The 14,319-nt window shown below is 56.9% G+C and carries 14 protein-coding genes; 6 read left to right on the forward strand and 8 right to left on the reverse strand.

Going from position 1 to position 14,319, the window contains the following annotated elements:
- Nucleotides 1–150 precede the first annotated feature (150 nt).
- The 3 genes from rho to C2U68_RS08580 all read left to right on the forward strand — a co-directional run bounded on the left by rho (nt 151) and on the right by C2U68_RS08580 (nt 3,827).
- Nucleotides 151–1,407, forward strand: a complete 1,257-nt coding sequence (gene rho, locus C2U68_RS08570) for a transcription termination factor Rho (RefSeq protein ID WP_140912071.1) — start codon at nt 151–153, stop codon at nt 1,405–1,407.
- Between the two features lie 242 nt (nt 1,408–1,649).
- Complete coding sequence (locus C2U68_RS08575) at nt 1,650–3,320, forward strand: ABC transporter ATP-binding protein/permease (RefSeq protein ID WP_186289550.1); 1,671 nt, start codon at nt 1,650–1,652, stop codon at nt 3,318–3,320.
- Between the two features lie 246 nt (nt 3,321–3,566).
- On the forward strand, nt 3,567–3,827 hold the full coding sequence (locus tag C2U68_RS08580; RefSeq protein WP_140912073.1) for a hypothetical protein: 261 nt from the start codon (nt 3,567–3,569) through the stop codon (nt 3,825–3,827).
- Here the strand turns inward: C2U68_RS08580 and C2U68_RS08585 are convergent.
- Together C2U68_RS08585 and C2U68_RS08590 are read right to left on the reverse strand one after the other, a co-directional pair.
- On the reverse strand, nt 3,809–4,261 hold the full coding sequence (locus tag C2U68_RS08585) for a molybdenum cofactor biosynthesis protein MoaE (protein WP_140912074.1): 453 nt from the start codon (nt 4,259–4,261) through the stop codon (nt 3,809–3,811). The two genes, C2U68_RS08580 and C2U68_RS08585, sit on opposite strands and share 19 nt — an antisense overlap.
- Before the next feature lie 5 nt (nt 4,262–4,266).
- Nucleotides 4,267–4,500: a MoaD/ThiS family protein gene (locus tag C2U68_RS08590; protein ID WP_140912075.1), complete on the reverse strand. Its 234-nt coding sequence runs from the start codon at nt 4,498–4,500 to the stop codon at nt 4,267–4,269.
- Nucleotides 4,501–4,549: 49 nt separating this feature from the next.
- On the opposite strand from C2U68_RS08590, the gene moaC reads away from it, so the two are divergent.
- On the forward strand, nt 4,550–5,047 hold the full coding sequence (gene moaC / locus C2U68_RS08595) for a cyclic pyranopterin monophosphate synthase MoaC (protein ID WP_140912076.1): 498 nt from the start codon (nt 4,550–4,552) through the stop codon (nt 5,045–5,047).
- Here the strand turns inward: moaC and C2U68_RS08600 are convergent.
- The 6 genes from C2U68_RS08600 to rlmH all read right to left on the reverse strand — a co-directional run bounded on the left by C2U68_RS08600 (nt 5,044) and on the right by rlmH (nt 12,828).
- Nucleotides 5,044–5,619: an outer membrane protein assembly factor BamC gene (locus C2U68_RS08600; protein ID WP_140912077.1), complete on the reverse strand. Its 576-nt coding sequence runs from the start codon at nt 5,617–5,619 to the stop codon at nt 5,044–5,046. The two genes, moaC and C2U68_RS08600, sit on opposite strands and share 4 nt — an antisense overlap.
- An 8-nt stretch (nt 5,620–5,627) precedes the next feature.
- Complete coding sequence (locus C2U68_RS08605) at nt 5,628–6,446, reverse strand: carbon-nitrogen hydrolase family protein (protein WP_140912078.1); 819 nt, start codon at nt 6,444–6,446, stop codon at nt 5,628–5,630.
- A 70-nt stretch (nt 6,447–6,516) separates the two neighbouring features.
- A complete protein-coding gene (locus C2U68_RS08610; RefSeq protein WP_140912079.1) occupies nt 6,517–10,317 on the reverse strand; it encodes a YhdP family protein in 3,801 nt (1,266 codons plus the stop codon).
- 9 nt (nt 10,318–10,326) lie between these two features.
- Nucleotides 10,327–11,784, reverse strand: a complete 1,458-nt coding sequence (rng, locus tag C2U68_RS08615) for a ribonuclease G (protein ID WP_140912080.1) — start codon at nt 11,782–11,784, stop codon at nt 10,327–10,329.
- Nucleotides 11,781–12,359 (reverse strand): Maf family protein, encoded by a 579-nt coding sequence (locus C2U68_RS08620; RefSeq protein WP_140912081.1) that lies wholly within the window; start codon nt 12,357–12,359, stop codon nt 11,781–11,783. The genes rng and C2U68_RS08620 overlap by 4 nt, the downstream gene beginning before the upstream one ends.
- Nucleotides 12,360–12,363: 4 nt before the next feature.
- On the reverse strand, nt 12,364–12,828 hold the full coding sequence (rlmH, locus tag C2U68_RS08625; protein WP_140912082.1) for a 23S rRNA (pseudouridine(1915)-N(3))-methyltransferase RlmH: 465 nt from the start codon (nt 12,826–12,828) through the stop codon (nt 12,364–12,366).
- A gap of 310 nt (nt 12,829–13,138) precedes the next feature.
- Here rlmH and C2U68_RS08630 point away from each other — a divergent pair, with 310 nt between their 5' ends.
- Together C2U68_RS08630 and C2U68_RS08635 are read left to right on the forward strand one after the other, a co-directional pair.
- On the forward strand, nt 13,139–13,723 hold the full coding sequence (locus tag C2U68_RS08630) for a Uma2 family endonuclease (protein ID WP_140912083.1): 585 nt from the start codon (nt 13,139–13,141) through the stop codon (nt 13,721–13,723).
- A 130-nt stretch (nt 13,724–13,853) separates the two neighbouring features.
- Complete coding sequence (locus C2U68_RS08635; protein ID WP_140912084.1) at nt 13,854–14,291, forward strand: hypothetical protein; 438 nt, start codon at nt 13,854–13,856, stop codon at nt 14,289–14,291.
- Nucleotides 14,292–14,319 lie beyond the last annotated feature (28 nt).

Here is a 14,319-nt window from a genome sequence, read left to right on the forward strand (position 1 = left end):
TTGTCGAAAATGTTTTGATAAGTCCGGTTATTGCGCTAGAATTCCGCCCGCTAGCTTCTCGCACCCCGATCGCCCGAGTTTTCCAACACACTTCTTCCGCCGTAAACAGCCTTCTGCTGTTTTGCATTTCTTCCATTTCCCTAAGTCAACATGAACCTTACCGAGTTAAAACTTAAACAACCGACAGAAATCATCGCTATCGCAGAATCCCTGGGGTTGGAAAACATCGACAGAGCCCGAAAGCAGGAACTGATTTTCTCGATCTTGAAGAAGCAGGCGAAGAGCGGGGAGGATATATACGGTGACGGGGTACTGGAAATCTTGACCGACGGCTTCGGTTTTCTGCGCACGCCGGGTTGTTCTTATCTGGCAGGACCGGATGACATTTACGTATCGCCCAGCCAGATCCGCCGTTTCGGCTTGCGCACCGGCGATACCGTCAGCGGCAAGATTCGGCCGCCGAAAGAGGGTGAGCGTTACTTTGCGATGCTGAAGGTAGAGAGCATCAACTTCGAGTCTCCCGAGCAAGCCAAGAACAAAATTTCCTTTTCCAACCTGACGCCCCTCTTCGCCAACAAACGTTTCCGCCTCGAGCAGGGCAACGGGACCAGCGAGGATTTGACCGCCCGCATCATCGATTTGATCGCGCCGATCGGCAAGGGCCAGCGCGGTTTGATCGTATCGCCGCCGAAAGCCGGTAAAACCATGATCATGCAAAGCATCGCCCATGCGATTGCCGAGAATAATCCAGAGTGTTATCTGATCGTATTGCTGATCGACGAGCGTCCGGAAGAGGTGACCGAGATGGAGCGTTGCGTGCGCGGCGAAGTGGTCTCCAGCACCTTTGACGAACCGGCTACCCGCCACGTGCAGGTCGCCGACATGGTGATCGAAAAAGCCCGGCGCATGGTTGAGCACAAGCACGACGTGGTTATTCTGTTAGACTCGATCACGCGCTTGGCTCGTGCTTACAACATGGTGGTGCCGTCTTCCGGCAAACTGCTGTCCGGCGGTGTCGATGCCAATGCCCTGGAAAAACCGAAGCGATTCTTCGGTGCTGCGCGTAATATCGAGGAAGGCGGCAGCCTGACCATCATTGCCACTGCGCTGGTCGAAACCGGTTCGCGGATGGACGAGGTGATTTTCGAGGAGTTCAAAGGTACCGGCAACATGGAGCTGCATCTGGAGCGGAAAATCGCCGAGAAGCGGGTGTATCCGGCGATCAATATCAACCGTTCCGGCACCCGCCGCGAGGAATATCTGGTCGATCCGGACGAACTGCAAAAAACCTGGATTCTGCGCAAGATTCTGCAGCCGATGGACGAATTGGCGGCATCCGAATTCTTGTTGGGCAAACTCAAAGATTTCAAAACTAACGCCGCGTTTTTCGATTCGATGAAGCGTTAACGCTTACTGCCGATGAGGCGAACGGCACTCCGCCTGCCGTTCGCTTCCGGTTCGCTCTAACTCCTCCAATCCCCCGTCGTCCCCGGTATTTCGCTGCCAAACCTAAAGAGTCCGATTCCGCTTCGAGTCGCGTTTGACATCCAACTGAAACATTTCTTGGTTGTGGATGTGCTTAATTTTGTTATATTGCGCCCCGACCTTAACGCGGAGAAATGGCCTTGCGAAACACTAGCAAATTTTTCATGCAGTTCGTCCGATTGGCGGGGCCTTTCTGGTGTTCCGAAAACAAGGCCAGTATTCGCGGACTGTCGGCGGCGTTGATTGCGCTGACTGTCGCCCAAATCGCGATTTCAGTGATTATCACCGAATGGAGCGCCGATTTGTTCGATGCTCTGGAACAACGGTCGATGTCGCGGTTCTTTACCCAAATCGGTCTGATTGTGCTGATCTTTTTGGCGAACATTGCGATCACCGCGACGCACTTGGTCATTAAACGGCGGTTGCAATTGGGTTGGCGCGGCTGGTTGACCGATAAATTGATCGGCCAATGGATGCGAGACGGTCGCCACTATCTGGTGACCCACATTCCCGGCCAGCACGACAATCCGGATGGGCGTATCGCCGAAGATGTCCGGATTTCGACTGAATATGCGATCGATCTACTACATACAATGTTTTACTGCGTGCTGCTGTTGGTAAGTTTTACCGAGATTTTATGGACTTTGTCCGGCAGTGTCGCCATCGATCTCGGTATAGCGCAAATTCCGATTCAAGGCCATTTGGTCTGGTTGGCGCTGATCTATGCCGCCAGTGCCTCGGTTCTGGGCTGGTGGATAGGTCGACCGCTGACTACGGCGACCGATAATCGGCAAACCGTTGAAGCCAATTTCCGTTTTGCACTGGTCAAGGCCCGCGAAAACGCGCAAGCGATTGCCTTGATCCATGGGGAACGCCACGAGAATCCGCATTTCCACCGTTTGTTCGGCAATATCGTCGATGCTTGGAATCAGCAAACCTTGGCCTGGCAACGGATCACAATGTTCAGTTCCGGCTATTCCATCCTGTCCATGGCGTTCCCCATCCTGGTCTCCGCGCCGCGCTTTATTCTGGGAACCATCAGCTTGGGCGCATTGATGCAATCGGCGCAGGCCTTCCAACAGATGGTCGCCGCGTTGTCCTGGCCGGTCGATAACATGGGCAAGGTCGCGGAATGGCGGGCCTCGGTAGAACGCGTGCTTGGGCTGAGTAAGGCACTGGAGCAATTGGAACGCGAAATCGCCAAACCCGATCCGCACCGCATTCGCAGAGTCAAGCAAGACAACTCGGTGTTGGCATTCCGCAATTTGTGCATTAGCCGGCTGGACAACATCGTCTGTATTTCGATGCTAAACGAGGAAATTCGCGCCGGCGAAAGGGTGTTGATTGCCGGTAACGCGTTCTCCGGCAACAAATTGTTTAAGGCAATTGCAGGATTGTGGCCGTGGGGCGAAGGCACCATCGAACTGCCGGACGACGAACAGATGTTTTTCATGCCGCCCAAGCCGTATTTGCCGACCGGCAACCTGCGCGCTTCAATTTGTTATCCGGCCGATGCCAGTAGCTTCGACCAGCAACTATTGATCGACACCCTACAGTTGGCCGGCGTCGGCGAGTTGGTGGAGCAGTTGGATCAACACGCCGATTGGGACAAAACTTTGGAGCGCGAGCAAAAGCAACGTTTGGGTTTGGTGCGCTTGTTGTTGCATAAACCAAAGTGGATATTGATGCAAGAAGCCTTTGATTCGCTCGATCCGGACGGCGAAGTAGAGATGGTCAGTCTAATCCACAAAAAGTTGCCGCAGGCGGCGATGCTGACCATAACCAAGCAACCGACGATTCAGAACATGCACAAGCGCCGGATTACTTTGAGTTGACTGCTCCCCGACAAGCAGGCTCGAACAAAATTTTTGCTCGAAAAGTGGGGTATTTGGTTTCTGAAACGTCTTAATGGATAAGGCGCCCGCCGATCGGCGCCGCCGGGGTGTTAGTCCTTAAGAAAACTCTGAGCGATATGATTCTGCAGGCCGTGTGTAAACTGCTTTGAACGGAATCGACTCTATGTCGTTCGCTGAAACCTGGGACAGCGTTTAATCGAAGCTTCCTTCCGTTCGGGTAATGTTATGAAACCAAGACATTCGCGCAGCAAGCCGGCGGATTTGGCCGCGGAAAAGTTGGAAGCCGCTTTTCCGTCGGCCCGCTATTTTCAAGTTCACTTCGAATATCTGCACGAAACCATCGCTGAACTGAAGCAGCAGATCGAAACGGCGAATCGGCAAATTGCCGAGTTGCAGCGGCGGTTGCCGGAGGCGGAAGCGAAGCAGAGGATGGAACTGGACGGAAAGGCGGCCAACGCCTTTACGACTCAAGATTGGTGTTTGTAGCCGGAGCTGTTTTTATCCACCCAGCGTTGCTCGCCGTTGGTCAGCGTTTCCCGTTTCCAGAACGGCGCCCGGCTTTTCAGATTCTCCATGATGAAACGGCTGGCGTCGAAGGCGTCGCCGCGATGTTCGGACCATACCGCGACCAATACCAGCGAATCGTTGGGTTCGATCCGGCCGACGCGATGTACGACCAGCGTATCCAAAACCAGCCATTGGCTTGTTGCCTGTTCGACTATATGCATCAGTTGTTTCTCGGTCATGCCGGGGTAGTGTTCCAGGTACATGCCGGATACGGCATCGCCTTGGTTGAAATCGCGCATGGTGCCGACGAACACGGCCGTCGCGCCGTATTTTCCGGCCATGCCGGCCGCTTGTTGGTGGTTAGCGATTTCTTGCCAGGGATCGAAAACCGTATCCGATAATTTCACCGCCATGGTCTTCAACCTCCCGTCACCGGCGGAAAAAACGCCACCTCGTCGCCGTCCGCGACCAAGCTGTCCAGATTGGCATAATTCATATTGATCGCCGCCAGCAATGCGGTGGGCCGAGCCAGATCGGGATTGGCCAACTGCCATAGTTCGCCCACCGAAACCGGGGTGGAAACGACGAATTCGTCGCCGTCACGACCGACGTATTCTTTCAAACTTGCGAAGTACAGCACTTTGATCGACATTCTGTTTTACCGGGTAATACAATACGTTTATTTAATCTTTCAGCCTGTCATGTCCAATTCGCCGCTTACCCACTTCAACGCTGCCGGGGATGTCCACATGGTCGATGTCGGCGCCAAAGCCGTTACCCAACGCAGCGCGGTTTGCGAGGGCTATATCGAGATGCGGCCGGAAACGCTGGCATTGATTGTAAACGGCGCACATAAAAAAGGCGATGTGCTTGGCGTGGCCCGGATCGCCGGGATCATGGCCAGCAAGAAGACCGCCGAGCTGATTCCGTTGTGCCATCCGTTGCCACTGACCCATGTCGAAATCGAGCTGCAGCCCCTGACCGCTCTGAATCGGGTTTACTGTCGAACCTTGGTCAAAACCAGCGGCCAGACCGGCGTCGAAATGGAAGCGCTGACCGCCACCCAAATCGCGCTATTGACCGTCTACGACATGTGCAAGGCGGTCGACCGCGGCATGACTATCCAAGGCGTGCGTCTGTTGGAAAAGAGCGGCGGCAAATCCGGCGACTGGCGGGCGGATGCCGTCGCCGGGCCTTAATTTTCCGGTTTGGCTTGCGGATTCCGGTTCAGAATTTTCTCGTCTATGGTTTTGTGCAGCAGGCGCAACAGCTCCGCCGAGCCGTCCTCGTCGGTCTCCATCTCTTCCGGTTTGGCCAGGGCCGCATTAACGCGGATGCCGCCGGTTTGTTCCTGCAACGTGATCAAATATTCGGCTTCGGCGTAATGGTTGTTCAGTAAGGTTCTGATCAGGCTCAGATCCTTGCCGGCCGTGTCCGGGTCGTAACGTACCTGGAACCTGCCGTCCTGCTGATTTTTGTCGACGATCTCGATGTCGGTGATTTTTAGTGCCGTTGCGATCATTTCCCAGGCCCGTTCTTCGCGGGTCTTCAAGGTGATCAGCGGTTTGTCGCCGTCGGTGAAGGTCATCAGCCCGGCCAGAGCCGATTTCGGCTTCAGATCGTCGGAGTCGATGGCCGGTTGCGGGTTAGTGTGCTCGATCGGCAGCACCGGCGGTAATTCCAGATGGTGGGTATCGCGGTACTTCTCCGGCGTTTCGCCGCAGGCGGCCAACAGCAGGCAGGGAAGCGCGTAGCGGACTCGTTTCAACATAACCGGATTCACTCGCAAAAATAGCGTCTGTGTTCCAACACCGGGAACGACACCCGCATCTTTTCCAGTCGGTTCTTGTCGACTTCGCCGCAGACGAAGCCGGGGCCGGTCTTGTAGCAATCCAGCACCACGCCCCAGGGGTCGATGACCATGCTGTGGCCGAAAGTTTGGCGGCCGTTCATATGAAAGCCGCCTTGGTTGGGCGCCAACACGTAGCACAGGTTTTCGATCGCCCGCGCTCGCAGTAGTACTTCCCAGTGCGCAGCGCCGGTTTTGGCGGTGAAGGCTGACGGAATCACCAGGATGTCCAGACCTTTGCGGGTCATGGGCCGGAAAAACTCCGGGAAACGCAGGTCGTAGCAGACCGCGACACCGAGGCGGCCGAACGGGGTATCGATTACGCAGGAACCTTCGCCGGCTTCCACCGAATCCGATTCCCGGTATTCCTCGGCGGTATCGGGGACGCTGACGTCGAACAAGTGCACCTTGTCGTAACGCGCCACGCGTTGGCCCTGGTCGTTGTAGATCAGGCAGGCAGCGCGCACTTTATTCGGGACCGAGGCTTGCATCGGCATGGTGCCGCCAATGATCCAAGTGCCGTATTTTTTCGCCGTCGCAGCCAGGAACTCCTGAATCGGGCCTTGTCCGTCCGGCTCGCCGACCTTGACTTTGTCGTACTCGTTCATGCCCATGATGGCAAAGTTTTCCGGCAAAGCCACCAGCTTGGCGCCGGCTTTGACGGCTTCGGCAATTTGTTTTTCGGCTTCGAGCAAATTGGCGCTGACTTGCGGCCCGGAAGCCATTTGGATGGCGGCACATAGTGTCATGAGTGGTCCCTGATGGTATTTAGTTGGTTGCGTCGATCGGGGTGGGCAGTTCTTGCTGGCGCTGAACCGGTCATTTGCCGAGCGAATCCAGCCATTCGAAGCCGGTCAGGCTGCGCCAGGCTTTCTTCACCAAACCGTCCTGGTCGTGCAGCGGCGTCACTTCGACATTGCCCCATGGCCCGCTCAGTTTGTATTGCGAGCCGAAAAAATATCCCTCTTTGTAATCGTCGGTCACCGCTTGGGTAATCATCGCGGCGATGCCGCCGACGATTGTACCAGCAATGGGAACGGCGCCGGAACTCTTAGGTACCACGGCTACCCGTTGGTCCACGATCTTCTGTACCAAGTCGGCGTTGCCGGCGACACTGAGTTTGGCCGACACCGCGTCGATGACCAAATCGTCGGAATAGGCCAGGCCGTTACTGATCTTGACGGTACCGGTAATCGTATCGAAGGCCAGCCCCTGGCGGAAAACGTCGCTGAAATCCAGGCTCAGGCGTTTGGCCCATTGTTCCATCGCGATCAGCCCCAGCAAGCGGCCGAAGCCGGGTTCGATGCTGGAAATGCGGCCGTCGCTGAGTTTGAGCCGGAGTTGGCCGTTGACGCCGGCCAGCGAAAACTGCTGCGGGCCGCCGCGCCAGCTGCCGTTAAAGCCGATTTCGGCGTCGGTGCCGCGAAAGTCGTCGGTAAAGCCCAGTTGCGACAGGAACAGACCGAAGCCTTTCATGTTCAATTTTCCGGTCAGTTGGGTGGAGCTGGCGCTGCCCAATTTCAACCAGTCGGCGCTGAAGTCGATGGTTCCGGCCACGCTGGCCAGTTGCACGTGCTTGAAATGAATGCCGTTGATCAACCGTTCGGTGCGCAGTTTCAGATTGCCCAGGTCCACATTCCGCCACAGCAATTGCTTGCTATCGATATCGATCAGCGGCAAATCGCCGACGGCCGCCTCCTCGGCGCCGCCGAAATTGAGTCCTTCCATGGCGGTCAGATTAAGATGCTCCATTTGCAGGTGGATGCGCTCGGCGCCTCCGCGTTGGTCCGGAATCGTAAAGTGGCCGCGCGCCATCGTGCTGTCTATCGAGCCTTGCCACGCTTGGTCGCTATGCTGCATCCGGCAGGCGACGGCACCTAAGCGGAGTCCTTGCCAAACCAGATCGCCGCTGTCCAGCACCAACTCCTGCAGTGCCGGCAGACGCGCTTGGTTGTCGCCGGAACCGAATGCGGCCAGCGCTTCGGATAATTTGAATTGGGGCTGGCGGATTTCCAATTTCAGGCCGGGACGGTCGAAAATTTCGGCGGCGCCCTCGCCGTAAACGATATGCGCCGAACGCAAGCCGTTACTTTGGCCGTCGATTTGCAACGCCGCCTGCAGCTCCCGGCCGTAACCGATATGCAACGGCACGAATTCGCCGTCGTCCAGTATGAAACGCAAGTTCAACGGGCGTTCCTCGCCGGCGGTTTTGCCGAGCCGCTCCGGCGCATCCAGGCTGACGCCCTGCAGATTGCTGGTGATTTGCAAGACGTCGGCCTGGTCGGCGGCGTAAGGCAGGGTCAGTGCGGCCTGGTAATTGAAGCCGCCCTTGGCCGCCTGGGTTTTCAAAAAAGGGAACTGCTTTTGCAGGCGCTCGACGTCGGTGACGCCGCTGATCAGCAATTGCGTTGCGCTCTGGTCGCTTTGCAACTGGCCGCGGATCGGATAGCCCAGGGTTTTGGCTTCCAGCGGGCTGCTGCTGACGCGGTCTTCGGTGAAGTGCAGCACGCCGCCGATGTTGTCGACCATAAGATCGACCGGCTTCAGCAGCAGGCGCGCCTTATCCAGATGGGCATCGACTTTCACCGTGGTGGGCAGGGTGTCGTAATAGGCGATTTTCAGGTCCAGGTCGACTTGGGTGTCGCCTTCCGGCGCCAATACTTTGGCTAGCGGATCGGTTTTAACGTGCAGCGGGGTTTTTTGCAGATATTGCAGACTTTGCGGCAGCTTGCTGTGTACTTGGCCCCAGACGTAGACGTAATCGCTCTCGGCCAGGTCCGGAATCGTCACGACGGCCTGATCGATACCCACTTCTTCGCTATGGCCGCCGTCGATCGCAACTTGCAAGTCGGCGCCAAGAAACTGCACGTCGGCATGCACCGCGCGCAAATGCGGCCATAAGGCATTGAACTGGATTTCGCCGTCGTCTATCGCAAACACCACTTCGAAACGGCCGGCGCCGGAGGTGAACGGAAAGTCCGTCAGCTTGCCCTGCAACCGCATTTCGCCCTTATCGATATGGCCGCCGATAAAGGCGTCGTCCAGCCAGGCTACTGCGTCTTTGCCCATGATTTTGGCCGGCAGGTAGCGCGGCACCTGGCTGATGTCGGCGAAATTGCCGAAGCGGGTGCGCATGTCGATTACCGGACTGCCGCCGTCGTGCGGGATGCTCAATTGCAGTCGGGTGGTGGTTTGGAAGTCGGCGCTATCCAACTGCAGGCCGTCGCTGGAAAATTGCCAATCGGTATTGGTTTGCACCCAGTCCAGCCGGCCGGTCAGGCGGGCGATTTCGAGTTGGTCCCGAAACATGGCCGGCGCGTCGAAACCGGCACGTTCGGTGTCGAAAACCAGCCGGCCGCCCTGGTCGCCGGCCGTGATGCTGCCGCGTAAGCCCTGCACTTGCGGCATGCCGTCGACCGCGTCGATGCCGAGCTCGGCAAATTCGCCGGTCACGGCGTAATGTTGCTGTGTGCTGTCGATATACAGCGCGGTGCTGCGCAATTCGCCGCGCGGATTCAGTTTCAACCAGCGTTCGAAGCCGGCGGCGTCTCCCAGAAACGGCGCCGTCAAATGGTCTAGGGCCTGTAGATTCAGGGTTTCGATACGGCCGCCGAGATTGCCTTCGGCGTCGCGCTGCAGGTAGAACTCGCCGCCGTGCCAGCGTTGGCGGTTGCTGACCGCGTTCATGTCGTAAACGCCCCAGCGCTGGCGGCCGTCGGTTTCGCTCCAGGCCAGATTGCCCTCGAAGGTGTCCAGTTGCAGGGCTTTGCCGGTCTGTTTGCCGAGCTTGATTTGCTGCCCCTGCACGTAACCGGCAATCCGGTAGGGCGTCGAGTCGCGCCAATCGCTCCACAGCCGAATATCGCCCGAACCCGAATACAAATGCAGTCCGGCCGGTAAATCTTCGATCAACCAGGCCGGACCTTGCAGATTGTCGCCTTCGATATAAAGTCGGCCGTTGAGGGCGTTGGCCTGGAAAATATTGCCGTGCAATAGCGCGGAAATCCGCATGCTATCGCCTAAGGAATCCGGCAGCCGGCTGATTAAGTGGATTTCGTGGTCCTCGCGGCGGTTTTCGATGCGCAAGTCGAAGTCGGCGATCGTCACCGGCGGCCGCTGCCGTTTCAAGTCCAGCCAGGTAACCTGGCTCTGCAGGATTTCGTATTGACCGCCTTCCAGCAGCCACAGCGGCTGTTCGTCGCTGCTATGCAAGCCCTTGATGCGCAGGGCGCCGTCGGCATCGCGGATAATTTCCAGTTTGGCGCCGACCAGCGTGACCCAGCCGGAGGCCATGGCATCCTGGGTGAACAACCATTCCAGCAAATTGATGCCGAGCCGCACCTGTTGCAAACTGATCGCCGGTTTGGTGCCGGCTTCCGCGGCGTCTATGGTAATGTCGCGCAGAATCAATTCCGGACTGAAGCCGCGCATCTTGGCGCTGAGCCGGCCTATGTGCAGCGGCACCCCGCTGATGCGGCGAATTTCGCTTTCCAGCCGTTGGCGGTGGTCGGCGATATCGATCAGAAACAGCCTGACCGCGCTCAATGCCAGCGCCGCCGCGATCAGCGACCAGAACAGCAGGTGCCGGGTGGCCCGGCTGACATGGCGGTGGATAACCAAAACTTAGGCCTATAGCAACACCACGTCGTAGTGTTCCTGGTTGTATTCGGCTTCGGCGCGAATCTTGATCGCCACCTTCAGAAATACTTCCAGCTCGGCCAGCATGTCGGCTTCCTCGTCCAGCAGCATTTCCACCACCTGCTCCGAAGCCAGGACCAGAATCTGCTGCACGCTGTATTGGCGCACCACCCGGATGATTTCGCGGAAAATCTCCAGGCAGATCGATTCGGCGGTTTTCAGCACGCCGCGACCGCCACAAGTCGAGCAAGGCTCGCACAGAATGTGCTCCAGGCTCTCGCGGGTGCGTTTGCGGGTCATTTCCACCAAGCCCAGCGCCGACACCTCGGTGATCTTGGTCTTGGCGTGGTCTTTTTCCAGATTGCGCTGCAGCGCGGCCAGCACTTGTTTCTTGTGCTCGTCGCTTTGCATGTCGATGAAATCGATGATAATGATGCCGCCCAGATTGCGCAGCCGCAGCTGGCGGGAAATGGTTTGCGCCGCTTCCAAATTGGTCTTGAAGATGGTTTCTTCCAGGTTGCGGCCGCCGACGTAGCCGCCGGTATTGACGTCCACCGTCGTCATCGACTCGGTCTGGTCGAACACCAGATGGCCGCCGGACTTGAGCTTGACCTTACGGTCCAGCGCCTTGCTGATCTCGTCTTCGACGTTGTAGATGTCGAACACCGGTCGCTCGCCGGAGTAATGTTCGATCACCGAGACGATTTCCGGGACGAAGGTCTCGGCGAATTCGACCAGCTTCAAAAAGGTTTCCTTGGAATCGACCCGGATTTTTTCGATGCCGTCTTTGTACAAATCGCGCAAGGTGCGGATGCTGAGCGGCAGGTCTTCGTGGATCAAGGACTTGACCTTGGCCTTTTTGCTCTTGTCCAGGATCGATTCCCAGAGTTTGTGCAAGAAGGTCATGTCGGAATACAGAATCACTTCCTCGACGCATTCGGCGGCGGTGCGGGCAATGAAGCCACCCGGCACCTGGTGCTTTTGCTGGTAGGCCTCGATGCAGGCCCGCAGCCGAGTGCGCTCGGACTCGCATTCGATGCGCTGCGACACGCCTGAGTTGCCGGCATAAGGCATGTAGACCTGGTAGCGCGACGGAATCGAAATGTCGGTGGTGAGCCGGGCGCCCTTGTTGCCGAGCGGGTCTTTAGTGACCTGCACCACCAGTTTCTGGCCTTCCTTCAGGTAATGTTCGATGTTCTCCGAGCCCTTTTCCGCCAGTTCCTGGCTGCTGAAGTCGGACAAATGCAGAAAGGCGGCCTTGTCCAGGCCGATATCGACGAAGGCGGCCTGCATGCCCGGCAATACCCGGCAGACCTCGCCCTTGTAAATGTTGCCGACCAAGCCCTTTTGGCGAACGCGCTCGATGATCAGTTCCTGCAATACGCCGTTTTCGATGACGGCGACCCGGGTTTCCGGCGGCGTCACATTGATTAATATTTCTTCGCTCATTGAATTACTTCTATGCCGGCTTGGCTCAACAGTTGTGCGGTTTCGAACAGCGGCAGGCCCATCACCCCGGAAAAACTGCCGGCGATCGACTCGATAAACACGCTGGCCAGTCCCTGAATCGCATAGGCACCGGCTTTATCGCAAGGTTCCCCGGTCTGCCAATAGGCGACGATTTCCTGGTGGCTGAGGGGGCGCAAACGGACTTCGCTGACGCTCAAGGCCTGCCAATGGGTTTGCCCGCTACGCAAGGATACCGCGCTATACACCTGGTGGCTGCGGCCGGACAGCCGGCTCAGCATTTCGATGGCATGTTGCAGATCGTCGGGCTTGCCCAGAATCCGGCCGTCGCAAATCACGCTGGTGTCGGCGGCCAGTATCGGCAAGCGGCTGTCGCTTTGCGCGGCGCAGACGGCCGATTTTTCGGCGGCGACCCGCTCGACATAGGCGGCCGGGGCTTCGCCGGGGAACGGGGTTTCGTCGATGTCGACGGCCATGACGGCGTGGCGGATGCCGATTTGGGCCAGTAATTCGCGGCGGCGCGGCGACGCCGAGGCCAGGATTAGTTGAGGGTTCATGCCGTTAACGGTGGTAAGGATGGTTGTTGAGCAGACTCCAGGCCCGGTAAATTTGTTCGGCAACGACGATACGCACCAGCGGATGCGGGAAGGTCAGCGGCGACAGGCTCCAGGATTCGCGCGCTAACTCTTTGACCTGCGGCGCCAGGCCTTCCGGGCCGCCAACCATCAGCGCTACCGGCTGGCCGTTGCCGAGCCAGCGCTGCAAAGCCTGCGCCAGATCAGGGGTCGACCAGGGTTTGCCGGGAATATCCAGCGTCACGACGTGAGCCCGCGGCGGCAAGGCGGCGATCATCCGTTCGCCTTCGTCGCGGGTAATCCGGGCCACGTCGCCGCTTTTGCGCTTGTCCGGCGAGATTTCGCGCAGTAGCAACTCGCACTCGCGCGGCAGCCGCTTGGCGTACTCATTATAACCTTGCTGTACCCAGTCCGGCATTTTGCTGCCGACGGCGATCAGATGAATTTGCATGGCGGGGAGGATACACAGATGTTATGGGTGTGACAATGCGATGGCGGTTGGCGTGGCGAGAGGTTTCCCGATAGGGGAAGGTGTGGCGGAAAGGCGATTTGACAACCATGTGTTCGTCGCGGCCGGCTGCAGTTTTGCGAAACAGCCTTTCATCTAGTGCCGCCATGCATCGGTCTGATGATCGCCGGCTTGCTCATAGCCGCTTTTCGTCGCAAAACCATGCGTCCCAACCCATTTGCCGGGTGCTTGCCGAGCCGCGAGCCGCTGTAATATGCTTGGTTCAAATGCATTTGATTTGCCGAGGTGACTCATGACCCCCGGGCTTCAACGGTATACCGCCGAAGAATATTTAAGTCTGGAACGCAGTGCATCGATTAAAAGCGAATTCCATGACGGGCAAATTTATGCGATGACCGGCGCCAGCCGGGAACATAATTTAATTTCCGGAAATATTTGTAGAGAACTCAGTCAGCAACTGAAAAGCCGTCCCTGCGAAGCCTACATCAACGACATGCGGGTCAAGGCCACCGCAGCCCGCAGCTACCACTACCCCGACATCGCCGTGGTTTGCGGTAAACCCGAGTTCGAAGACGCGCAGGTCGATACTTTGCTCAATCCGATGCTGCTTATAGAAGTGCTGTCGCCGTCCACCGAAGCCTACGACCGCGGCGGCAAGTTTGCCCATTACCGAAAAATACCCAGCTTGCGCGAGTATCTACTGGTGATGCAAGACCAGCCTGGTATCGAACGTTATCTGCGCCAAGGCGAAGTCTGGATGTTGAGCGAGACGCTGGGCCTGGAAGCAAGCGTAGCGCTGGAAAGCATCGATTGTCGGCTAAGCTTGCGCGAGGTTTACGATAAGGTTTTTGAGGACAATCCAAGCGGTGAGAGGTAAGTGAGTTGCGTCCTGGCGGTCGACATGCAAATGCTTGATTGCTAGACTTGATCCCGAATTCTAAGTAATGCTATTAAGCTAGACTTGGCCCCGTCTTTCAAACGTTATGTTTCATTAGCTAGGAGAATTAATGACCCAATATGAAATTGTAAAGACCATACAAGTCGATGGTGACTTTGAGGGATTTGATGATGAAATGCTGTTCAAACTGGTGGATGGCTCTTTCTGGATTCAAGATGAATATAAATATTGGCATCACTATGCCTACTGCCCCAGAGTTAATGTTCTTCGAGCAAATGGTAGGTTTTATCTCCAAGTTGAAGGCCAAAATCAGATTGTTGCTATTCGTCAAATATCAGACGTAATCGAATCTCAAATTAATGGCGAGTTCAAAGGCTGGGAGGGTGAAACAGTATACGAACTTACTAATGGTCAGGTTTGGAAACAGCGCACATACAACTATGAATACACCTATGCGTATATGCCTGAAGTATTAATTTATAGCTCAGGCGGAGGCTATAAAATGCAGGTAGAGGGTACTTCTGCGGATGTACAGCAAATTAAATAAACATAACCCAACGCTCAACCGGAGCGCG

Source organism: Methylomonas koyamae, from assembly GCF_006483455.1.
GTDB classification, from domain to species: domain Bacteria; phylum Pseudomonadota; class Gammaproteobacteria; order Methylococcales; family Methylomonadaceae; genus Methylomonas; species Methylomonas koyamae_B.

Coding starts and splice junctions, on each gene's coding strand:
- C2U68_RS08590 (WP_140912075.1), bottom strand. CDS start 4,500: ATGTCGATCAAAGTGCTGTACTTCGCAAGTTTGAAAGAATACGTCGGT.
- C2U68_RS08580 (WP_140912073.1), top strand. CDS start 3,567: ATGAAACCAAGACATTCGCGCAGCAAGCCGGCGGATTTGGCCGCGGAA.
- C2U68_RS08575 (WP_186289550.1), top strand. CDS start 1,650: ATGCAGTTCGTCCGATTGGCGGGGCCTTTCTGGTGTTCCGAAAACAAG.
- rho (WP_140912071.1), top strand. CDS start 151: ATGAACCTTACCGAGTTAAAACTTAAACAACCGACAGAAATCATCGCT.
- C2U68_RS08600 (WP_140912077.1), bottom strand. CDS start 5,619: ATGTTGAAACGAGTCCGCTACGCGCTTCCCTGCCTGCTGTTGGCCGCC.
- C2U68_RS08635 (WP_140912084.1), top strand. CDS start 13,854: ATGACCCAATATGAAATTGTAAAGACCATACAAGTCGATGGTGACTTT.
- rng (WP_140912080.1), bottom strand. CDS start 11,784: ATGAGCGAAGAAATATTAATCAATGTGACGCCGCCGGAAACCCGGGTC.
- C2U68_RS08620 (WP_140912081.1), bottom strand. CDS start 12,359: ATGAACCCTCAACTAATCCTGGCCTCGGCGTCGCCGCGCCGCCGCGAA.
- C2U68_RS08630 (WP_140912083.1), top strand. CDS start 13,139: ATGACCCCCGGGCTTCAACGGTATACCGCCGAAGAATATTTAAGTCTG.
- C2U68_RS08585 (WP_140912074.1), bottom strand. CDS start 4,261: ATGGCGGTGAAATTATCGGATACGGTTTTCGATCCCTGGCAAGAAATC.
- moaC (WP_140912076.1), top strand. CDS start 4,550: ATGTCCAATTCGCCGCTTACCCACTTCAACGCTGCCGGGGATGTCCAC.
- C2U68_RS08605 (WP_140912078.1), bottom strand. CDS start 6,446: ATGACACTATGTGCCGCCATCCAAATGGCTTCCGGGCCGCAAGTCAGC.
- rlmH (WP_140912082.1), bottom strand. CDS start 12,828: ATGCAAATTCATCTGATCGCCGTCGGCAGCAAAATGCCGGACTGGGTA.